Below are 20,513 nucleotides of genomic sequence, written 5' to 3'. Positions count from 1 at the left end.
ATGCGCATACCCGCTACCATAAACCCTCCGGTCTTTCTGGGCTCGGCCGGCCTGACACTCGCGTTCGTCATCTTCGGCGTGGCGTTTCCCGACACCGCCAGCGATACCTTCACCGCCGTTCAGAACTGGATCGTCGACACCTTCGGCTGGTTCTACATGCTTGCGGTCGCGATCTTCGTCGTCTTCGCGCTGGGGCTTGCGGTGTCCGCCCACGGTCAGGTCCGCCTGGGACCGGACGATTCACGGCCCGACTACAGCTATGTCTCCTGGTTCGCGATGCTGTTCAGCGCCGGTATGGGCATCGGGCTGATGTTCTTCGGCGTGGCCGAGCCGATGATGCACTTCATGTCGCCCCCCACCGGGGCCGGCGGCGACATGGAGGCCGCCCGCGAGGCGATGAAGATTACCTTCTTTCACTGGGGCATCCACGCCTGGGCCATCTACGCCGTGATCGGTCTGGCGCTGGCCTACTACGCGTTCCGGCAAAATCTGCCCCTGACCATCCGCTCCGCCCTGCACCCTCTGATCGGCGACCGCATCCACGGTCCCATCGGCCATGCCGCCGACATCTTCGCCGTGCTGGGCACCATGTTCGGCGTGGCGACCTCGCTCGGCCTGGGCGTGTTGCAGGTCAACGCCGGCTTGGCGCATCTGTTCGGGGTGCCCGAGACCACGGGCGTCCAGTTGATCCTGATCGCGGTCATCACCCTGATGGCGACCGCCTCCGTGGTCGCCGGGCTGGACGCGGGCATTAAACGGCTGTCCAACCTGAATCTGATTCTGGCGCTTATTCTGCTCGCCTTCGTGCTGCTGGCTGGGCCGACGCTGTTCCTGCTGAAGGTCACGGTGCAGAACACGGGCGCGTATCTGTCCGAGGTCGTCAGCAAGACCTTCACCCTGTACGCCTACGAGCCGAACGCATGGATCGGCGGTTGGACGCTGTTCTACTGGGCGTGGTGGATCGCGTGGTCGCCGTTCGTCGGCATGTTCATCGCCCGCGTCTCCCGGGGCCGCACCATCCGTGAGTTCGTGGTCGGCGTGCTGCTGGTGCCGGTGGGTTTCACCTTCATCTGGCTGAGCTTCTTCGGCAACGGGGCGATCAGCCTGGACCAGGGCGCCGCCGCCGGTGCCATCGCGCAGGCCGTGGACGACAATGTTCCGCTGGCGCTGTTCACCTTCCTGGAACAACTGCCGTTCGCCTCGATCTCCTCGGTGCTGGCGACGGTGCTGGTGGTGACGTTCTTCGTCACCTCATCGGACTCCGGCTCGCTGGTCATCGACATCATCACGTCCGGCGGCGCCGAAAAATCACCGGTCTGGCAGCGGACCATGTGGGCGCTGACCGAGGGGCTGGTGGCCGCCGCCCTGCTGCTGGCCGGCGGACTGAAAGCCCTCCAAACCGCCTCCATCACGGCCGCGCTGCCGTTCACGTTCATCATGCTGCTGGTCTGCTACGCGCTGCTGAAAAGTCTGCGGATCGAGGCCGCGCGGCGCCAGTCCTTCCACCTGTCCAGCGCCGTGCAGATCCGGGGCGCCGAGGTCGACTGGCGGCGCTGGCTGGCGAACATCGTGCACCAGCCGCAGCCCGGCCGGATCGAGGCCTTTCTGCACAACACGGTGTACGGGGCCATGGAGGACGTGGCCGAGGAAACCCGGCGGCTGGGACGCCTGGAGGCCGAGGTGCGCCTGGAGGGCGGCGAAGCCGCGCTGACCATCCACCACGGCGCGGAACAGGACTTCCTCTACGCCGTCAAACCCACGATGTACGAGGCCTCGGAGGACTACGCCTTCGCCAACGGGCCGCAGCGGACCGATCGCAATCCGAACGACCAGTACTGCCGGGCGGAGGTCTACCTGTCGGAGGGCAGCCAGAACTACGACGTGTTCGGCTACACCCGCGAGCAGATCATCGGCGACATCCTGTCGCAGTACCAGAAGCACGTGCAGTTCCTGCACCTGACGCGGTAGGCCGTGCGCCCAGCCTCAGGAACGCGCATGATGTAAGCGACGGGGACGACGGCGGCTTGGAACGGGCCGCCGTCGTCCTCACCTAAAGCATTTTGTGGAGCATCTGGATCCCGCCAGATGCTTGAGCGCGACATGAGGTGCGGATGACCCCAGTGGCGGCCGAAGGGGACGGAACCGAGGCGGACCTCGCCGCGTGTCCCGAGTGTGACGAATTGCATGTCCGCCGCGCCGTGCGGCCCGGGGAACGCGCCCGGTGCACCCGGTGCGGCACGACCCTGTACCGCAGGCCGCGCCGCCGGCCCGATCACATGCTGGCCATCGTAACGGCGGCGCTGATCGCCTTCGTCGTCGCCAACACGTTTCCGATCCTGGTGCTCCGAGCGCAGGGGATCCTCAGCGAGGCGACCCTGCTCGGCAGCGTGGCCGCGCTCTGGACGGAGGGGCAGGAACCCGCCGCCGTCCTGGTGTTCCTGACCGCCTGGCTGTTCCCGCTGTTCGACCTGCTGGCCCTGTTCGTGCTGCTGCTGTCGGTCACGACGGGGCGGCGTCCGGCCCTGTATGCGCCGCTGCTGCGCGCGCTCCAGGCTGTGCGGCCCTGGGGGATGATCGAGGTTCTGATGCTGGGGGTGCTCGTCTCCCTCATCAAGCTGTCCAGGATGGCCGATGTGGTTCCGGGGGTGGCCTTGTGGGCGTTCATTGCGCTGACGGTCCTGCTGGCGGCCATCCTGTCCTATGACCTGCGCGTGCTGTGGCGGCCCGTCCCCCACCAGGAGGCCGCCCGATGAAGGCCCTGACCGCCGGCCTGCGCGTGTGCCTGGTCTGCCGCACGGTGTGTCACGCCCCCGGGGACGGAATGGGCGATGATCGCGCCCCCGTGCGCTGCCCGCGCTGCGGCGCGGCCGTCCACGCCCGCAAGGCCGACAGCCTGGCGCGCACCTGGGCCTTTCTGATCGCCGCCGCCATTCTGTACATTCCGGCGAACCTGCTGCCGGTGATGCGGACGTCGACCCTGTTCCACACCTCCGACAACACCATCATCAGCGGCGTGGCCTACTTCTGGACCTCGGGCTCCCCCGAACTCGCGGTTCTCATCTTCACGGTGAGCGTGGTCGTGCCCATAACCAAAATCGTCGCCCTGGCGTTCCTGGCGTGGCGGGCGCGCAAGCCCTTCCGCGCCGACGCGCACCCACTGGGCCGCCTGTACAGCGTGGTCGAGTTGATCGGCCGCTGGTCCATGCTGGACGTGTTCGTCGTAGCCCTGATGGCCGGCATGGTGCAGTTCCGGTCCTTTGCCACGATCACCGCCGGTCCGGGCGCGGCGGCCTTCGGCGCCATGGTCGTGCTCAGCATGCTGGCCGCGCACAGTTTCGATCCCCGCCTGCTGTGGGACCATCACGGACGCTCCGACGATGCCCGATGACGCCGCCACCAGCCCCCGCCCGACCGAGCCCGAGATCGTCCAGACCCGGCGCTGGCGGCCGTCGCTAGTCTGGGGCATTCCGCTGGTCGCCGCCCTCATCGGCCTGGGGCTGCTGTTCAACGTTCTGGCCGCGCGCGGCCCGACCATCACGGTCTCCTTCGCCTCCGCCGAAGGGATCGAGGCCGGCACCACCAAGGTCACCTACCGCGACGTCGACATCGGCAGCGTCACCGACGTTGGTCTCAGCGAGGACCGTTCGCGCGTGGTGGCCACCATCGATCTGGTGAAGGAAGCCGAATCCTTTGCCGTCGAGGGCACGCGGTTCTGGGTGGTGCGCCCGCGCTTCGCGGGCTCGGGCATTTCCGGGATCGGGACCCTGCTGTCCGGGTCCTATATCGCCGTCGATCCGGGCAATGGCGACTCGCGCGTGACCACGTTCACGGGCGAGGAGGATCCGCCCGTCGTGCCCTCCGACGTGCCGGGCCGTCGCTACGTGCTGCACGCGGACGAGCTCGGCTCGCTCGACATCGGGTCGCCGGTGTATTTCCGGGGCATCCAGGTGGGGCAGGTCGAGCGGTTTTCACTGGAACCGGACCGGCCGCGCCTTCAGCTCGGGGTGTTCGTGAAAGCGCCCTACGATCGCTTCGTGACCCTCGACACTCGGTTCTGGCACGCCAGCGGCATCGACCTCCGGATGGATGCGTCCGGCGTGACGCTGCAAACCCAGTCCATCGCCACCGTGATGCTTGGGGGCGTGGCGTTCGAGGCCCCGGACGGCGCCCCACCGGCCGATCCCGCCGAGGAGGGCCACACGTTTACCCTGGCGTCCGATCACACCGAGGCGATGAAGGCGACGGACAGCGATCCGCAAACGCTGGTGCTGCACTTCGACGAGAGCATTCGGGGGCTGTCCGTCGGCGCGCCGGTGGACTTCCGGGGGGTGGATATCGGCCGAATCCGGTCCATGGATATCGTCTACAACGACGCGCGCGCGACCTTCACGTCACGGGTGGTGGTGGACACCTATCCCCAGCGCCTGGGCGGCGCCATCGCGACGTTTTCACGCGACTCCACGCCAGAGGCGCGTCTGGCGATGCTGTCCGAACTGGTCGACCGTGGGCTTCGCGCCCAATTGCGCTCGGGCAACCTGTTCACCGGACGGCTGTATGTCGCCCTGGACGTCTTCCCGGAGGCGGCACCGGCCCGGTTCGATGCGGACCAGAGCCCGCCGGAACTGCCGACCGTCCCCGGCGATCTGCAGGCACTCCAGCAGCAGGCACAGGCCGTCCTGCAAAAACTGTCGCAGATTCCGTTCGACACGCTGGCGGAGGATGTCCACGGCGTCTTGACGGCGGCGAAGGGCACCCTGACACGGCTGGAAAGCGTGGCGGACCAGGTCGACCGCGACACGATGCCGGAGGTGCAATCCGTCCTGACCGGGCTGACCGCCACCGTCACCCGGCTGCAGACACTGGCGGAGACGGTGAACACCGCCGTCCTGCCGGAAGTGGTGCGGGCGGGGCGCACGGCGACCCAGACGCTTCGGGGGATCGACGATAGCATGGCGGGGGACTCACCGTTGCAGCAGGAGGCCCGTCAGGCCCTGCGCGCGGTCACCGAAGCCGCCCGCTCGCTCAAGGCTCTGACCGACAGCCTGGAACGCAATCCCGAGGCCCTGCTGACGGGCCGGCCCTCGGACCGGTAAAACCCGTCTGCGGTGCGATCATCGCACCGCAGACGGGCAAGGCCGACCGGCCGCCGCGCCGCATGGCGCGAAATAACACGGCGGCGATGAGTCCTGCGCAGCGCCGCCTCGTATATGGTGAGGCATTGGTTCGTCCCGGCCACTGCCTATGTGTATGTCATGACCGCTCTCGTCCTTCGCCGCATCATCCCCGTGATCCTGGGTCTGTCCATGCTGGCCGCCTGCGTGACCTCGCCGCCGGTCCGCTATCACACGCTGTCGCAGTCCGTTCCCGCCGAGACCGGTCCGGATTCGGTCGCCGCGGCCCAGGTTCTGGTCCAGATCCTTCCCGTTGTCGTGCCCGAGGGCGCGGCCCGTGACAACCTCGTGCTGAAAGACCGGAACGGTCAGATCACCGTCCTGCAGACGGACCGTTGGCTGGCCCCCGTGGCGGACGACATGAAGCAGGTGGTCGCGGACGACCTGTGGCGGACGGTGCGGGCCACGGACACCTATCAGGCCCCGGTGCCGGCGGACGCGACGGCACTGCCCCGCTACCGGCTGGCGATTCGGATCGAGCGGTTCGACGCTGTTCCGGGGGCCGCCGCCGCCGTGGCGGGCTCGTGGACGCTGCGGTCCCTGTCCGACGACACGGTCCATATCTGCCGCTGGACGGGGAGCCAGCCGCTCGACAGCGCGGACGCGGCCGCCGCCGCCGATGCCCTGGCCACGGTGAGCCGCCGACTGGCGGCCCACATCAGCGACAGCCTGCGCCGGACCGTCGAGGGCGCGCCGGACGTGTGCGGTGGCGCCGCGCCTGTGCCGGAGCCCGCCGCTCCGTCCTGACGGCGCGGCCCCGGACGTCCGATCAACACCTCTTTGCAGTCCTCCGCCGGCTACAGTCCCCTGCGATCCCGGATCCTCGTCACCAAACCGCCCCCGCGCACCGGCGGCGGTTTTCGTTACCACGTGTAGCCCAGATCCTCGACGACGGGACCGAAGGCCTCCGTAAAGCGCGCGAGCACGGGGGGCGTGAAATGCTGCCGCCACTGGCCGGGCGACGGGTTGCGGATGTGGGCGTTCCGCCGGCTGCCCCGGCCCCGGATCGAGAAGTAGTCGAACACGGCGATCAGCAGGTCCCGATCCTTGTCGGACAGGGGCCAGTCCGCCACGGCCTGTGAAAACTCGGCCACGGCGCGCTCCGTTACAAGGTCCTCGTAGCGCAGCTCGCGGAAGCCCGGCCGGCCCTCATACCACGAGTGCATGTCGCGAATCGTCTCGCCCGACGCATGGTCGATCTCAAAGAGGAGTCGGGCCTCCATCGTCGGCAGGCTGCGGATATGCTCCTGATAGGTCTGGTCGCCGAACTCCGGCCGGCGCACATGCAGCCAGCCCTCCGCCGATTTCAGGTGATAGTTCGCCGAGGACACCAGCACATCCCGGGGATCGCGGATCACATGAAGGCCACGAAACGGCCGCCCAGGCTGAAAGCCCCGGAAATAGGCGTGGTGGTCCAGGATGATGTCCGCATCCAGGCGCAGGGCGTCCCCCGTCCCGCTCGACACCCGCCGATTGGTCAGGAAGCCGAACGTCCGGAAGGTCCGGTTGAAGAAGACGGTCAGGACCTTGTGGTGCGTGCCGACAAGGATCTGCGTGTCGCCGTCGGGTGAGGCCCCCGCCCCAACGCGCACGTGTGTCCGAACAAACGCGCCCAGGCCACGGCCCGCAAGCTTGGGGGCGTCGAACGCCAAACGCCGCCCCCAGTAGGTGACGTTGGAGGCGAGGTCCATGTACTCGCGAACGATTGTGCTCTGCATGGCGCGGCCCACTTCTCTCGTTGGTCGCCCTGGGACCGCGCAACCGATGTCGCCAGAGCCAAAACGCAGGATCACCGGGTCCCGACGCTAGCAGAGGCGTCCCGGTGTGGCTAGCGCCCAGGCTGCCCCCCTCCAGCCCGCTCCCGCCGCCGACGCCGCCCCCGCCGCCACCGTTCGGACACGTATCGCGGGGCGATCGAGCCGGGCGGGATGCGCGACGGAGGGCTCGGGCACACCGGCTCCCGATCCGCTCGGCGAGACCTCGCATTCCCGTCCGGCACGTTGGGCCCCGTGCCCCATGCCGCCTGCCGTGTGCCATGTGCCGTACGGCACGGCGACGAGGTTGACCCGGCCCCGGTCAGCCCATACAGTGCGCGCCGCGCGGCGGCGTGTTTCGCGCCCGACCCCGGTGCCGATGTCCGCCTGCGTCCGGTCGTTCGAACACCAGCGCCCTCCCACGGCGTGCCCATAGCTCAGATGGTAGAGCAGCTGACTTTTAATCAGCGGGTCGCAGGTTCGAGTCCTGCTGGGCACACCAATTAAATCAATATGTTAAGAGGCAGGTAGGTCAACCTATCTGCCCCTTTTTGCCAAATTTTTCCCGAACATTTGCCAAACTTAGGGCCGTTTGTTCACGGCTTGTCCTCTGGCTTGCCGCCTTCCAGCAGGTCCATTCCCGCCCGGGCGCGGCGCCGTTTGTCGGCCGTGCGGGTGTAACGCTGCACCATGGACACCTGCTTGTGGCCGGTGATTGCCGCGATGGTACGGTCGTCCGCGCCGGCGTCCGCCAGCCGCGTCGCGAGACCGTGCCGCAGACCATGGAACGTCAGGCCCTGGCCGATGCGGCCCTCGGCCTCCAGCTTGCGGATCAGGCGAAAGAACAGCGTCCGGAAGCCATCGCCGCTGTACGGCCGCCGGTCGCGCGCGCCGGCGACGATCACCGTGGCGCGGCGCTCGGCCTGCTCCAGGATCGCGGCAAGGTCCCGATGCACGGGGATCCAAACCTCTTCGCCGGTCTTTGACTGCCGGCACCGGAGCCAACCGTCCTCGATCGCGGACCACGGCAGCGCCAGCACATCGCCCTGGCGAAGGCCGGTATAGGCCCCCAGCGCCACGGCCTCACGCACACCCGTCTGTGCCGTCGCAAGAACACTGGCCAGCTCGTCGTCCGTCCACGGCCGGTTCGCGGCGGGTTTGTCACGCGGCCGCTTGATGCGCGGCACCTTCTCGGCCGGATTGGACCCCGTGACGTAGCCATAGGGCCGCCCCCAATTCCACACGAGCGAAATCACGGCGAGAACCAGATTCGCTTGCCGCCAACCATGGCGGTCGTGCGTCGCGTCGCGCAGGCGCATGACGGACGGGCTGTCGATCCGATCCAAGGGAACCGGGTCCATCCCCTTCCCGGGGCGCTCCGGGTTGGGCTCTGCCAGATAGTCCAGAACGGCCCGGTAGCTTTTGCGGGTGCGCGGCGCGAGCTGGGCATACTTCGGGCTGGCGAGGTACAGTTCGCGCAGCCAGCCCCATGTACCGGCCGGCGCCTTCGGGTCCGACTGCCTATCCTCCGCGTTCCGATCGAGGGCCGCCACTTCCTCAAGGAACGCGGCCGTACCCTCCTTTTCTCGCAGGCGCTTTCCCGTCCCTCGGTGATACAGGTAGTAGGCGCCCGTTCTTGGATTCCGCACCCGCTTGATACCTTTGATCCGGTAGACAGGCATGGATCACCCGAACAGTTCGTCCGCCCAGGTGGCGGATTCCCCTGAGGAAGCGTCACCGTCGGCGTATTCATCCAGCTTCTTTCTATCATAGCGCACGCACCCGCCGATCCGAACCGGTGCGATAGGGACGTGCGTGCGCAGCGTGTTGGCCGAGATCGACAGATATGCGGCCGCTTCGTCGGCCGTCATGAGACGGGGCCAGTCGGGAAAGCGGGACATGTCCCTCGAAACGCGCATCACGGCTGTCCCCCTTTGGTCCAGAGCGAGCCCTCGGTCGGTCTCGTGGCGGGTGTGCGGGGCATGGCGTCAGGTCTCGCCGTTGGTCTGGTCGGTGATGCGCGGCGGCCGAGCGGCCGTGATGCGCTGGACACCGGCGGTGTCGCCGTCGCGGTAGGCGGCGATCAGGTCCAGTTCGGCCCGGGAGACCGTGCGCTCGCCGTACAGCAGATAACGGAGATCGAAGCCGCGCCCGATCAACAGCTTCAGGTCCTCCGACTTGCTGGGCAGGGTGTTGCCATGCTCGATGTACCAGAGCTTGGAGCCGGTCCAGGCGGCCGAAGCGGCAAATGCCTTGGGGCTCTCATAGCCGAGGCGGGCGACCTCTTCGCAGAACCGGGCGCTGTTGGGCACGCGGCGAGCGTCGACGTACTCCCCACTTCCGACGAACAGGTGAGCGTCGGCCTTCACCCGGCTTTCCGGCCGGCGGTCGAAGTAGGAATCCTCCAGCTTTTCGAAGACTTCCCAGGCGGCGTCCGTCTCCAACATCTTGGCGTGCCGGGCGGCGCCGCGCGCGGTCCAAAGCGTGGCCGACTGCGCCTTCATTGCGATGCCGGTGTGACCCTCTTTAAGAGGGTCACACCGGGTCCGGAACAAGCGAAGTTCTTCCCCGCTGATCTTGAACAGGTGCTTGCCGTCCACGAAGCGGTCGGCGTTGCGCGCATGGTTGTTCTGGATCCGCTTTGGGTCCGTCCCGTAGGCCTCGGCCAGGAGTTCGGTGGTCAGGACCGGTTCGCCCCGGTAGGTGATGGGGCGAAGGTCCTCGACAGAAACGGAGGAGAGGGACCTGGAGTTCATCGTACCGCCTCCTTGATCCTCATGTGAAAGAGAACGGGCATAGCTTCGGTCACCAGAACGGTCTCGAACCGATTGGCTCCAACGGCGTTTGGCGCGCAGGACAGGGCGAAAACGGAACAGAGGGCGACCGCGACGAAGGGGGACTCGGCGGGCTCCGCCGGATCGTGGATCCATCCCGTCACCACATCGTCCGGATCGTCGGCGTGGTCCCTCAGGTACCGGAGTGCGTCCGCCTCGCCGGAGAAGCCGAGAATCCGGCACAGGTCGCGCAGGACGAACAACGGCACGCATTGCTGTTTCTGGACGCGGAACGGCATTGACCCGACGTGATATGTTAGAATTTTGGTCATGGCAGATCCCCTGGTGTGTGGTCTGGGGGTTCTGGGACGCGCTCCCGCCCGTCCTTCCAGATCGTGGCGACGGCCTCGAGGCCGCGATGGCCCTGTTCCCAAACGAACCACGCGTGGGCAGTCGGGGAGCCGCCCGTGCGGGCCTCGGGCGGGATATCGAAGCGCCAGCAGAGCGCGCGGTCGCCACACAACCAGATGCGCGCCGGCGGCCGGGCGTCCCACCACGCGCGGCGGGTTTGGCTTTCCCGCCATGCCAGCCGCTGGAAACACAGGACCTTGCGGGCACCCAACGCGAACGCCCGATCGACGAAGCCGGTGGCCTGGGAAAACGGCGGGTTCATGAACACGCTCACGCCGGACAGAGGCAGCGGCATGTTGTGGCGGAGGTAGGCCGGGGTCTCCCGGAACATCGGCCATGCGATCCAGGCCGGCGGGTCGGCCAGAAAGTCGGCCTGTCCGTGCTGATCGGGATAGCCCCACCGGTGCAGGTCCAGGGACCCGACGTCATAGCCGGCGGCGCGGGCCGCCCGGGACAGGATGCCGGTCCCGCAACAGGGATCGAGCACGCGGCGGGTGAGGATCTCGACCTCAAGGACCCGGCGCGCGGCCCAGTCCGGCGTCTCGTAGCATTCGGCGGCCACGGCCTGGGCGGTTAGGGACGCATGGGACCCGGCGAGCATGGCGCTCGCCAGATGCGGCCACAGGGTCGGATGCGGGGCGGCGGTCATGGTCAGTCCTCGGGGTGGGCGTGGGCGGCGTGGGTGCCGCCGACGTGACGAAGGGTAAGACGGGGCCGTGGAGCGCCATCGATGCGCCGGCTCTGGCCGGCCTGAAAGGCGATGGTCTGGCTCCGGCCGCGCTCCCAGGCAGCGGCGAGTGCGGGAAAGACCTGGCTGTCGAACGGACAGGCGGCCCGCGGAGCCAAGGCCTCGCCCGCGCTGGTGCCGGCGTCGTAAGCACAGAATTGCGCCGTCGCCGGCCAGCCCTCGTTGAACAGGCGCACAGCCTCCCGGACCATCGCCGGCGCGGTCATGACGCACCGGCCCCGGCGGTCAGCGCGACCGCGATCGTCTCCCATTGCCGGGCCGTCAGGTCGGGCGTGAACAACCCCAACCGACCCCGACAGAGCGTGAACGGGAGCGGCCTGGGGTTCGCCAACACCCACCCGATCGGCCCGAAGAACCAGGGGCTCGGGTGGTCGGTCACGCACTCGACCACGTCGACCGCGCCGACGATGCCGCCCAAGGGCAGATCAAGGCGTCGGATCAGGTCGGGATCCTCGGCGGTCGACCGGGCGGCGTGAACCAGGAGCGTCCCGCGATACGCCGTGTTCCATGAGCGGTTCTCGACGTCCTTGCGGCCGCACACGATGTGGTGCGCCCAGGGCTGCTTGATGGACAGGGCGCGACAGGGCGTTGCCGCCGGAGGCACGGTCATAACGACGCCCCCCTACACGTTCACGGCGCGGCGGTAGAGATCGAGGACCTCGTCCTGTTCGGCCAGGTCGTCGCGGTCCATTTTCCGCAGGCGCACGAGCTGGCGCATGATCTTGGTGTCGAAGCCGGTGGACTTGGCCTCGGCGTAGACGTCGCGAATGTCGGTGGTGAGGTTTTCCTTTTCCTCTTCCAACCGCTCGATGCGTTCGATGAAGGACCGGAGCTGGTCAGCGGCGATCCCACCGACGTCGTTGGTGTTGGTGCCGGCGGTTTCGGTGGTGGTGTCGGTCATGGATCAGGACTCCAAAACGGCGTGGCCGAGGATCGACCACAGGATCAGGACGACGAACAGGCCGGCGAGGACGAGGCCCTCGCGGACCATGGTGGAGAGGCTCATGACGCGGTGCCCCGGCGTTCGACGGCGCGGACGGCGTTGACGAGCTGGTCAAGCGGGCTTTCGACGGCCAGGACGTCGGCGGGGTCCGACCCGGGTGCTGGGCCGTCCTGGTCTTCGCGCCGCTCGATGTCGGCCAGGTGCAGGGCGGCGGCCGAGATACGGTTCGCGGTCAGGAACAGGGAGTCGGCGTCGGGGCCGATCAGGGCCTCGCGGCGAACGTCCTGGGCAATGTCGAGAAGGATGTCGGACAACACCATGGCGGGGTCTCCATGCCTTGGGGCGCGCGTCAGGACGGGCGCTGTTCGAAGCACCAGCACTTGACGGCGCGGTTGTAGAAGTCCCCGTGCTGACCGGAGTTCACGGTCTTGATGCCCAGGAACTTGCGGCTCTTGCTGGTCTTGAGGTGCCGCTTCAGGTCGGCGGAGGTGGCGGGCAACACCTGCTGGCGCTGCTGGGCCATCTGGATCACCTGATTGAGGTTGAGCGCGAGGAGCTGCTCGGGCTTGCGGCTGTGGTTGAGCTTGTCGCCGTCGGGGTCCAGGAACTCGACCAGTTCCCACCATTCCTCGACCACGGCATGGTCGGAGGCGATGGCGTCCTGGCGGCGGGTGGCGGCGGTGTGCAGGGTCTCCAGCACGTCCTGGCGGCGCGGGTCGGGGACCTTGCACAGGTCACACAACACCTCGGCCAGGGCCATCATCTGGCCGTGGTTCTTGGCGATGCGGTGGGACCGGATGGCGGGATCGGCCAGCAACGCGCGTTCGTGCAATGGGGTGCGGCCGCGCAGGGTTTCCATGATCCGGTCTTCGGCCTGACAGACCAGGATGAGCCAGTGGGACAGGTGTTCCACGGGCAAGGCGGACAACTCGTCGGCGGCCTCCTTGCCCTCGGTGGAGTGGCCGGAGCAATCGAACAGCAGATGCACGATGCGCGACAGGATGGCCTCGGACGCGTTTACGGGCGCGTTCTGACTGATGAGGACCGAGGCCCGGAACGGCGGCTCATAGGTCTCGTTGCCGCCGTTCTTCACCCCGCGCGACCGCACGGCGCGGCCGTTGTAGGCGGTCTTCATCTGGTCCCAATCGAATTGCCGTTGCTTGCTGTCCGGGCTGTCCCGGTCGCTTTCGATCAGCGAGATCGGCAGGTTCGCCACCTGGGAAAAGTTGCGGGCCAGGGCCGCACTGGTCGCCTTGTTCGGGTCAAAGCCCTCGTAATCGACGCGGCCGACCAGCTTCCAGAGGAACTCGATCAGGGAGGACTTGCCCGCCCCGGCCTCGCCGACGATTTCCAGGAACGGAAACGACTTGTGGACCGCGCGGATCTGTTCGGCGACCAGGGAGCCCAGGAAGAACGCGGCGGCGATCAGGCCCTGGGCGCCATAGGCGCGGTAGACCAGATCGGGCCAGTCGGCGCGGTACTCCGTTGCCTTACCGATGTGCAGGGCGAGCGAGCCGTTGAGGCTCTTGATCGACAGGCGCCCGACCTCGAAAAAGTCCTCGTCGTTCATCCGGTGGACGCGGCCGTGATGCACGGCGACGTCCGGGAACACATAGGTTTCATGTTCGCGGGAATAGCCGATGAACTCGACCGTCTCGACGACACGGATCCGGCGGAGGTAGCGGCCGACGATCCAGTTCAGTTGCTGGGACGATCCGCTGTACAACGCGCCCGGCGCGATGGAGATCAGGCGTTTCTTGAACTCCGACGCGGACGAGATGTCCGGCCCCCGGAAGGTGTTCTTCAGCGTGCGGCCGTCCGGCAGGTCCACGCGGGTGTAGTACCAGCTTTCGTCCGTCAGCTTGGACTGCTGGAAGTACAGGAACGACACCGCGCAGTTGCAGATCTCATGGCACTCGGCGGCCATGTCCTCGGCGGCCTCGCGGGACAGCCCCTCCATGGTGGCCTTGTTCAGGCGCTCCTGGTCCAGCTTCCACCACCATGTGCGGCAATCGAAGTCGAGGCCGAAGGCGGTGGCACTCTTGCGGCGATGGATCAGGAGGCCCTTTTCCTTGGCCGAGCGGGCGCGGAACAGGTCGCCGTGGAAGCGGCAGCGGTCGAGGGTGTCGTCCCGTTTGTCGTCAGCCAGGGCGCCGGCGAGCCAGAGGTCGTTCCAATCGCGCTTCGTGCGGCCGTCGCGCGGCACCAGGGCAGCGCGGCAGGTCCAGCCGTCTTTCTCGGCGCGGGCGATGTGGCGGCGCATGGCGCGATGGCCGGCCGGGTCGTTGTCCAACGCCCAGACCAGGACCGGGCGTGTACCCGTGTCCGCCAATCGTTTCAGGTAGTCGCCCGGGTAGTTGGACGCGGACAGGGTGGCGGCGGCGGACAGCCCGGCGCAGGCCAGGGAGGCGGCGTCAATGCAGCCCTCGACGATCCAGAGTTCCTCGCCAATGCGCTGCTTGGGCGGTGCCCACGCGAAACCCTTGAACTTGCCGTGGAAGTGCTGCTTGCGAACGGTGACGTCGCCGTCGTCCTCGCGCACCCGCACCGGCTCAACGAACCGTTCCATCCAGACGTCGGGAGCGATTTCGAACAGCACGGTCGCGGTGGCGCGGTCGCCGGTCGGATGCCAGAACCGCCCCTGGCGATACCAACCGCGCGCGGCCTCCGGCAGGCCCCGGACGAACCCCATATAGGCGTGCGCCGTCTCGTTGGGTTTCTCGGACGTGGCGGGATAGCGTTCGTTCAACCGCCCGAAAGCGTCGGGGTACAGGTCCTTGGTCGAAGCCTCGAACCCGCACTTGTTCAGCCGGCCGCAGCGGATCGCCCAGGGTTCCGTGCCGTTGGCGTACAGCTCCTTTTCGCCGCACTGCGGACAGGTGCCGCGTTGCAGCCACTCGCCCCGGGGGCGCAGCTTGTAGTCATGGATCAGGCGTTGCCGCACGTCGGCGGCGATATCGTCACGCATGGTTGGGTCCCCCGCTTCCCCTGGATCAGCCGCCCGACGCGAGCGTCAGGACCAGCTCGGCGCCGCGCTCATCGGCCGCCGGAACCGGGACCGCGCGAGGCGGAGCGGCGGGCAGGCGCGAGGGCTCCAGGATGCGCAGCGGATACAACTGCCCGACCCAGACCATGCCGCAGTCCTCGTTGGGACAGACGTAGGTGATCTCGGTCACGGCGGCGGTCAGGTGGTGAGTCTTGGCGGTGCGGCAGCCCGTGCCGCACACGGGGCAGCGGGCCTGATTGCGGAACACACTCTGGGCGTGGCGACCCTTGGGGCGTTTCATCGTGGTGATCTCCCGGATTTTGCCGCCGTGCGGCGGTGGGGCTGTCCGCGCCGGGTTTCGCGGAGCTTCATGAGGGCGTCGTAGTCGCTCTGGGCCACGTGCATGCGTGTTTCCGCGCGCTGGATCAGCTCCGCCAGTTCGGAATCGGACAGAACCCCGTCCTCGGCGGCCTCGACGGCACACCGGGCCAACTCGCCCAGCGCCACCTGCCCCCGCGTCGCCATGTGCAACACCGCGGCGACGTCGTCCGGAAGGGCGGCCTCCGGCTCCGGCCGATCGGCGGCGAGGCGGACGAGTTGCCGGGAGACCATCGGTTCCCCGACGTGGGCCTCAAGGTCGGCGACCACGTCCGCCGGGGGATAGGTCTCCGGGTGGTTCCGGGAGCCGTATTCAGCCAGCATGGTTTTGCCGACCCGGGTGACGGCGGCCGCCTCGCGCAGGTCGCCGCATTCCGCCAGCAGGCGCCGGAACGCGCTCTTGATGCCGGCGTAAACGGCAGGGCTATGAGGTCGCATGGCGGAAAACACTTTCCTCAATCCGGGTGTAGGGGAGCGCGGCCTCCGGCAGAGTGGCCGGAGGGCTCAAGGGGCATGTCGCGGCCGCCGGGGGCGTGCTACGCTGGGGCGCGCGCGTCGACCCGAGGCGCTGCCCGGCCTCGTCGTAGAGTTCCGGGAACAGCGCCTGGGGTGTCAGGCCGAGCGCGGCGGCCAGAGCCTCTTGCAAGGGCCGGCTGCTGCTGCCTCGGGCGGCGGCGCACACGGCTTGGTGCGAGACCCCTTCCTGGCGGGCAATGGCCCGGAAGCTCAGGTTTCGCAGCCGAAGCTGGTAGCCGATCCAATCCCGCCGGTGGACGGGGTTGATCGGCATGTCTTGGGTTGCAGGTGCAGGTTCCATGCGCGAACGGTAGGCGTCCAAACGGAAGCTGTCAAACCCAAAACGAAGCTATTGGCCTCGGACTAGCCGCCGAATGGCTGCTTCTATATGCCAACATAAGTTTATATCGTTGTTTTTATTGTCGAAAAGCGGGCTTCCGAACGGATGCAACAAAAGCAAACTAGCGGAGAAGCACCCGAACGGGAGCAGGAACCGGAGGCGGACCGCGAGGTGGCGCTCCGTTTGGTTCAGGCCCGGGAAATGCGGAATCGGTCTCAGGAGGATTTCGCCGCACTCATGGGCGTATCGCGGAGCGCCTATCAACGGTATGAAGCAGGAACGCGCTCCCCGAAACTGCGGCACCTTCAGGGCCTTGCGAAGGTCGGGGTGAACATTCACTGGCTCTTGACGGGAGAGGATGAGGCGGCGCTCCAGTCCGCCTATGCCGCCGGAACGCCGAACCCCGATCACCTTCGGGAACCGGCGCGCCCTACCAGCCTCGACGGCGACCTTATGGGACGAATCGTCGACACGATTCGGGCGGTCTACAAAGCCGAGGGTCAAGCGATCCCCGACCGCTCCCTGGGGGAGTTGGCGGCCGAGTGGTACGGCACGATCACATCCCAAGCCGCCGGCCCGGGAGACCGCCTCGACGCCTTGGCGGAACACCAGATCGCCTTGCGGCGCAGATTACGCGCCGCGACCACCCACCCCACGAGCGATAAACGCCCGGCCTGAGACTGGTTCAAACGCCAAAAAATGGCGGGTCATAACGGGCGCGCCCAAACGACGCAACCCTTTCATAGGCAGCAAGCGCCGACGCGCTTGACAAAGGTGACTCACAGAAACTATGCGCCTGAATAGATGGCTATGTCAGAATACTGTTTTCAGAACCTTATCTGTGCCGGCAACTAAATCATCAATCTGTTCCTTAGTCGGTTCTTTCTCTTTCGCGTGATCGCAAAGGTTCCGGATGTCAGCCAAGTGCTGCACGAACCGCCATTGAGGCACATCCACATTTCCATTGTCCTTAAGGGCTTGGTTCAAATCACTGATAGACGGGTTCTTTTTTGTAATCCGTATGGAATGGTTTTGGCACACCTGCAACAGGTGCTTCTCAATGACAACCCCACACACGGCGCCAGCCGCACGCAAATGACCTGCTTTGGCCAGCGCCCGCGCGCTATCAACTTCAGAGTCAAACAAGTCCGCCTGCATTATTCCTGATATGTCCATAAGAGCACTATCGAGGTTCTTTTTTGCTGCCCTTACAATATTTAACTGCTGCCTAAATTCAGGAATAGCCGCACTACCACCCACGATCACCTCCCCAATACTATTTCTAATAGTAAGGCCCTGCAGGAAATCTCGTATCATATAATTTTGATAAGAGATAATTTTTCTGACACGCGGACTTTCATAGTGTGAGTTAAAATCTGTCAATCTATCTGGCATTACTTGTTTAACAAGGGCCTGCGCCTCCGAAAACCAAGTCTGATACTCTTCATTGAATGAAGGCAATTTATTAATATGATCATTAAATTTTTCTTTTCCTAATATACGTAAAACTTCTTTTTTGTATTCTTCCGGACGGCACTCGTATTGAATTGATTGAAACAGATTGTCACCCATATGAATCAATTCATCCAGCTTGCTGGAAAATTTCTCCGATTTTTCGGACATTTTGCATCCTCCACATATAGCATCAATAAAATAGAACCATCACCTTCGCACTGAGCCGGCTTTTTCAAACACCCAACACCGCACTTGCACGCCGCGCTTGAGTGCGCTGTTGACCGGCTTGACGGCCTGGAACACGGGGTCCTCACACGTCTTCAGTGCCCGGCATAGGAGCGGTGTGATCTCAACATCGATGCCGTTCGCCATGAACAGGTCGCGCACTTCCATCAGGTCGAAGGCGATCAGGTTCGGGGCGCGCGAATGGTTCCAGGGTATCTTGTCTTCCGTCAGTTCATCGAGCGCGTCGAAAAACGGTCCGGTCAGGTTGGAGAACAGCGCCGGTGTGCGTGGGGGCGCCGCTTTCGCCGGCAAGGATGGATCGTCCGTTTCGTCGGTTAAGGCCGGCCCGACCGGTGTACGATAGACCTGTTCCACAGCCTTGAGAGCGCGAAGGCGGTCGGGCTCCGAGAGGGTCCGCAAGGCATATAGAAGCGCCATCTCATCTTCGGAATACTGCCGCGTCCCCCAAAACCAATACTTCAAATCGAAGTTCTGACCAAGAAAACGCTTAAAGTCGTCGTCTTTTGTAATAAGAGCGTGCATTTCCGCGTAGTGAAACAGCTTCGACTTCGGCCACCCAATGGCCTCGGCGAAGGCCTCGGGGTTTCGAAAGCCCAACCGCTCGCACTCTTCAACGAACCGCTCGCAGGACTGCTTGCCATATCCGCTGGTGTCAGGGCTGTTCGGTCGCGGAACGGGGAGGACGGGACCACGTTCGAAGTAGGCGTCCTCCAGTTTCTCGAACACCTCCCACGCCTGATCCGTCTCCAGCATCTTGGCGTGGCGTGCGGCGCCGCGTTCGGTCCACACGGTCAGAGCGTTGACGTTCGTTGCGATACCGAGCAGAGGGTCTTTAAGACCCTCTGCTCGGGTGCGAAACGATTTGAGGTCGTCGCCCACCAGTTTGAAGAAGTGTTTCCCCTCGACGAACCGATCTGCGTTCCGACTATGGTTCCGCCGAATGCGATCCGGTTCCGTGCCGTAGACGGCAGCCAAAAGCTCGGTGGTGATGACGTGGACGCCCTGGTGAGGCATCGGATACAGGTCCTCAACCGCAATGGCTTTGGACGTCACGCTCATGTCCCGGCTCCCCCCGGCCGAAGGTGATCTCCGGTCGGAAGCCTAACGCTTGGGATGTGCGGGAGCAACGAGAGTTGCGTTGCGTGTGGGGCGGTTTAGGCGCCCGCCCTCTCGGCTCGTTCGGCGGCGGAGAGGCCCGACCAATCCACCCCGCTCTCGCGCAGAGACGTAATGTCTACGGCGGCGCCGCCCGATCCGCCGCCCGATCCGCCGTCCGATCCACTGTCCGACCCGTTGCGCTGGGCGGGGGGTTGCTGTTCGACGGCCTCGATGTCGGAGCGGAAGCCGCCGGCGGCATCGAGAGTGTGGCGGACGGTCTCGACGACCCATTGAACCCCGTCCATCTCCGGGCGGAACCCGGTCACGGCCAGGGGCTGGCCGGCGATGATCTCCGGCCGGCCGAACGCCAGGGACAGGCGCAAATCCCTTTGCCCACGCGCGATGTCGGTCAGGGCGGCGCGGGCGGCGGCGGCGGCCTCGGCTTGGGAGGGATAGACCCGCCGCAAGGTGGTGACGGTCCCGGAGGCGCCAGCCAGTTCGGCCCGGTCCTCGGCGGCGTCATGGTCGCGCCAGACGGCGCGGACGCCGGTGGTTTCGCCCTCCCGATCCTGGATGCCGAACGCATGGGACGCGGTTTCCGTCCGCGCTACGGTGACCGCGGGCAGGGTCGCGCCCTCGGCGGTCACACCGGCTCCCCGCGGGGTGAAGACGAGGCGGCCGTCCTTGATGGTGCCGATGGCGTCGACCTGTTGCGCCAGGCGCGTCACCAGGTGGGCGTCGGATTCCGTGGCTTGATCCAGATGGGGAATCGGCAACGAAGCCAGGGATGCGGCAATGGCCGGCGCTAGACCGTGCCGGGACGCGACGGCCTGGAGCACCGCGCCCAGCGTGGTCTCGTCATAGGACTCGTCGCGATGGGCGCGCAGGCCGCCGGTCAGGTCGGCGGCGCGGGCCTTGATCTCGATCCGGTCGGGCGGGCCGGCGTGGCGGACCTCGTCGACCCGATACCGCCCCTTGTCGATCAGGGGCGATCCCTGCCAGCCCAGGGCCACGCGCAGGATCACACCCCGCCGGGGCAGCGTAAGGGAGCCCGTGGGATCGGCGATGGCGAGGGTCAGTTCATCCGAATCCAACCCGGGCTTGTCGGTCACGGTCAGGGACAGCAGGCCCGCCGCCACGGCCGCCGTCACGTCCACGGCGTCGGCGGTGACGCGCCACGCCGGGATCACCGGTACAGGCTCCACAGATCGCCGACGGCCCCGACCAGGGCGCCGGCCGCGTCGCGCGCGCCGGCGATGACGTCGTCGGTGGTGACGGCCCCAAGACGGCCCGGCAGGCTGTCCGTGAGGGCGCCGCGCCCGGCGATGTCGTCGTCACTGTACCGTGTCAGGGACAGGGTGAAGTCCACCTTGCGCGGGGTGCCGTCGTTCATCATGTGCGTGCGGGTCTCGCTCACACCAGACACCACCCATGTCCCGCGCCGCCGCCCCTGGCCGTCCATCAGCAGCCACGCCTTGCCCTCCGAGGCCATGCGCCGCAGCGTATCCAGATGCACCGGGCCGCCCGTGACCTCCGGCATCAGGGTGCCGGACAGGGTCAGGGTATCCGCCCCCGGCCCGGTGTACTGATAGGCGGGGGCGGCCCCCGCGCGGTCCTGCGACGCCCAACGCCACGCGCTGTCCCGCGCCATGTCCGCGAACGGCACGGTGTCGGTCTGGAACGTGAACAGGCC

At 66.5% G+C, this 20,513-nt stretch carries 24 protein-coding genes and 1 tRNA gene; 7 read left to right on the top strand and 18 right to left on the bottom strand.

Annotated elements, in window-relative coordinates; genetic code table 11:
* From GGD82_RS18535 to GGD82_RS18515, 5 genes are all read left to right on the top strand, one after another.
* On the top strand, positions 1–1,968 hold the full coding sequence (locus GGD82_RS18535) for a BCCT family transporter (RefSeq protein WP_150063807.1): 1,968 nt from the start codon (positions 1–3) through the stop codon (positions 1,966–1,968).
* A gap of 143 nt (positions 1,969–2,111) precedes the next feature.
* Positions 2,112–2,753 carry a paraquat-inducible protein A gene (locus tag GGD82_RS18530; protein ID WP_150063806.1) on the top strand — a complete coding sequence of 214 codons (642 nt, stop codon included), beginning with the start codon at positions 2,112–2,114 and terminating at the stop codon, positions 2,751–2,753.
* Entirely contained in the window at positions 2,750–3,388 is a 639-nt protein-coding gene (locus GGD82_RS18525; protein WP_150063805.1) for a paraquat-inducible protein A, read from the top strand. Before GGD82_RS18530 ends, GGD82_RS18525 begins: the two co-directional genes overlap by 4 nt.
* Positions 3,378–5,093: a PqiB family protein gene (locus GGD82_RS18520; protein ID WP_150063804.1), complete on the top strand. Its 1,716-nt coding sequence runs from the start codon at positions 3,378–3,380 to the stop codon at positions 5,091–5,093. The genes GGD82_RS18525 and GGD82_RS18520 overlap by 11 nt, the downstream gene beginning before the upstream one ends.
* Positions 5,094–5,252: 159 nt before the next feature.
* Positions 5,253–5,918: a PqiC family protein gene (locus GGD82_RS18515; protein ID WP_170284443.1), complete on the top strand. Its 666-nt coding sequence runs from the start codon at positions 5,253–5,255 to the stop codon at positions 5,916–5,918.
* 116 nt (positions 5,919–6,034) lie between these two features.
* Here the strand turns inward: GGD82_RS18515 and GGD82_RS18510 are convergent, their stop codons facing one another.
* Entirely contained in the window at positions 6,035–6,889 is an 855-nt protein-coding gene (locus GGD82_RS18510; RefSeq protein ID WP_150063802.1) for a sulfotransferase family protein, read from the bottom strand.
* A 462-nt stretch (positions 6,890–7,351) separates the two neighbouring features.
* Here GGD82_RS18510 and GGD82_RS18505 point away from each other — a divergent pair.
* Positions 7,352–7,427, top strand: a tRNA-Lys gene (locus GGD82_RS18505).
* 94 nt (positions 7,428–7,521) lie between these two features.
* Here GGD82_RS18505 and GGD82_RS18500 read toward each other — a convergent pair.
* From GGD82_RS18500 to GGD82_RS18440, 13 genes are all read right to left on the bottom strand, one after another.
* Positions 7,522–8,607, bottom strand: coding sequence for a tyrosine-type recombinase/integrase (locus tag GGD82_RS18500; protein ID WP_150063801.1), 1,086 nt, complete (start codon positions 8,605–8,607; stop codon positions 7,522–7,524).
* A 3-nt stretch (positions 8,608–8,610) separates the two neighbouring features.
* A complete protein-coding gene (locus tag GGD82_RS18495) occupies positions 8,611–8,844 on the bottom strand; it encodes a helix-turn-helix domain-containing protein (RefSeq protein WP_221240827.1) in 234 nt (77 codons plus the stop codon).
* Between the two features lie 69 nt (positions 8,845–8,913).
* The gene (locus tag GGD82_RS18490; protein ID WP_184013321.1) at positions 8,914–9,681 is read right to left on the bottom strand and encodes an ORF6N domain-containing protein; all 768 of its coding nucleotides are present in this window, start codon (positions 9,679–9,681) and stop codon (positions 8,914–8,916) included.
* Entirely contained in the window at positions 9,678–10,031 is a 354-nt protein-coding gene (locus GGD82_RS18485) for a BRO-N domain-containing protein (RefSeq protein ID WP_150063799.1), read from the bottom strand. Before GGD82_RS18485 ends, GGD82_RS18490 begins: the two co-directional genes overlap by 4 nt.
* The gene (locus GGD82_RS18480) at positions 10,028–10,759 is read right to left on the bottom strand and encodes a hypothetical protein (protein ID WP_150063798.1); all 732 of its coding nucleotides are present in this window, start codon (positions 10,757–10,759) and stop codon (positions 10,028–10,030) included. Before GGD82_RS18480 ends, GGD82_RS18485 begins: the two co-directional genes overlap by 4 nt.
* Before the next feature lie 2 nt (positions 10,760–10,761).
* A complete protein-coding gene (locus GGD82_RS18475; RefSeq protein WP_150063797.1) occupies positions 10,762–11,064 on the bottom strand; it encodes a hypothetical protein in 303 nt (100 codons plus the stop codon).
* Positions 11,061–11,468 carry an ASCH domain-containing protein gene (locus GGD82_RS18470; protein WP_150063796.1) on the bottom strand — a complete coding sequence of 136 codons (408 nt, stop codon included), beginning with the start codon at positions 11,466–11,468 and terminating at the stop codon, positions 11,061–11,063. The genes GGD82_RS18475 and GGD82_RS18470 overlap by 4 nt, the downstream gene beginning before the upstream one ends.
* 12 nt (positions 11,469–11,480) lie before the next feature.
* On the bottom strand, positions 11,481–11,759 hold the full coding sequence (locus tag GGD82_RS18465; protein ID WP_150063795.1) for a DUF2312 domain-containing protein: 279 nt from the start codon (positions 11,757–11,759) through the stop codon (positions 11,481–11,483).
* A gap of 101 nt (positions 11,760–11,860) precedes the next feature.
* Positions 11,861–12,121, bottom strand: a complete 261-nt coding sequence (locus tag GGD82_RS18460) for a hypothetical protein (protein WP_150063794.1) — start codon at positions 12,119–12,121, stop codon at positions 11,861–11,863.
* A 29-nt stretch (positions 12,122–12,150) separates the two neighbouring features.
* Positions 12,151–14,769, bottom strand: a complete 2,619-nt coding sequence (locus GGD82_RS18455; protein ID WP_150063793.1) for a toprim domain-containing protein — start codon at positions 14,767–14,769, stop codon at positions 12,151–12,153.
* Positions 14,770–14,794: 25 nt separating this feature from the next.
* Complete coding sequence (locus tag GGD82_RS18450; RefSeq protein WP_150063792.1) at positions 14,795–15,088, bottom strand: ogr/Delta-like zinc finger family protein; 294 nt, start codon at positions 15,086–15,088, stop codon at positions 14,795–14,797.
* On the bottom strand, positions 15,085–15,603 hold the full coding sequence (locus tag GGD82_RS18445; protein ID WP_150063791.1) for a hypothetical protein: 519 nt from the start codon (positions 15,601–15,603) through the stop codon (positions 15,085–15,087). Before GGD82_RS18445 ends, GGD82_RS18450 begins: the two co-directional genes overlap by 4 nt.
* Entirely contained in the window at positions 15,590–15,955 is a 366-nt protein-coding gene (locus GGD82_RS18440) for a helix-turn-helix domain-containing protein (RefSeq protein ID WP_170284441.1), read from the bottom strand. The genes GGD82_RS18445 and GGD82_RS18440 overlap by 14 nt, the downstream gene beginning before the upstream one ends.
* A gap of 171 nt (positions 15,956–16,126) precedes the next feature.
* On the opposite strand from GGD82_RS18440, the gene GGD82_RS18435 reads away from it, so the two are divergent.
* Positions 16,127–16,699, top strand: a complete 573-nt coding sequence (locus tag GGD82_RS18435) for a helix-turn-helix domain-containing protein (protein ID WP_150063789.1) — start codon at positions 16,127–16,129, stop codon at positions 16,697–16,699.
* Between the two features lie 135 nt (positions 16,700–16,834).
* Here the strand turns inward: GGD82_RS18435 and GGD82_RS18430 are convergent, their stop codons facing one another.
* From GGD82_RS18430 to GGD82_RS18415, 4 genes are all read right to left on the bottom strand, one after another.
* Entirely contained in the window at positions 16,835–17,644 is an 810-nt protein-coding gene (locus GGD82_RS18430) for a hypothetical protein (RefSeq protein WP_150063788.1), read from the bottom strand.
* A 39-nt stretch (positions 17,645–17,683) separates the two neighbouring features.
* The gene (locus GGD82_RS18425; protein WP_150063787.1) at positions 17,684–18,781 is read right to left on the bottom strand and encodes an ORF6N domain-containing protein; all 1,098 of its coding nucleotides are present in this window, start codon (positions 18,779–18,781) and stop codon (positions 17,684–17,686) included.
* Positions 18,782–18,876: 95 nt separating this feature from the next.
* Entirely contained in the window at positions 18,877–20,010 is a 1,134-nt protein-coding gene (locus tag GGD82_RS18420; RefSeq protein ID WP_170284439.1) for a contractile injection system protein, VgrG/Pvc8 family, read from the bottom strand.
* Positions 20,007–20,513, bottom strand: a 507-nt coding sequence (locus GGD82_RS18415) for a phage tail protein (RefSeq protein WP_184013320.1), incomplete at its 5' end; no start/stop codon positions are given. The genes GGD82_RS18415 and GGD82_RS18420, both read right to left, overlap by 4 nt.

The sequence above is a fragment of the Roseospira marina genome (assembly GCF_014197855.1).
In the GTDB taxonomy this organism is placed as follows: domain Bacteria; phylum Pseudomonadota; class Alphaproteobacteria; order Rhodospirillales; family Rhodospirillaceae; genus Rhodospira; species Rhodospira marina.
The sequence above is the reverse complement of the archived record's forward strand: the minus strand, read 5'-3'. Positions and strand labels throughout refer to the sequence as shown.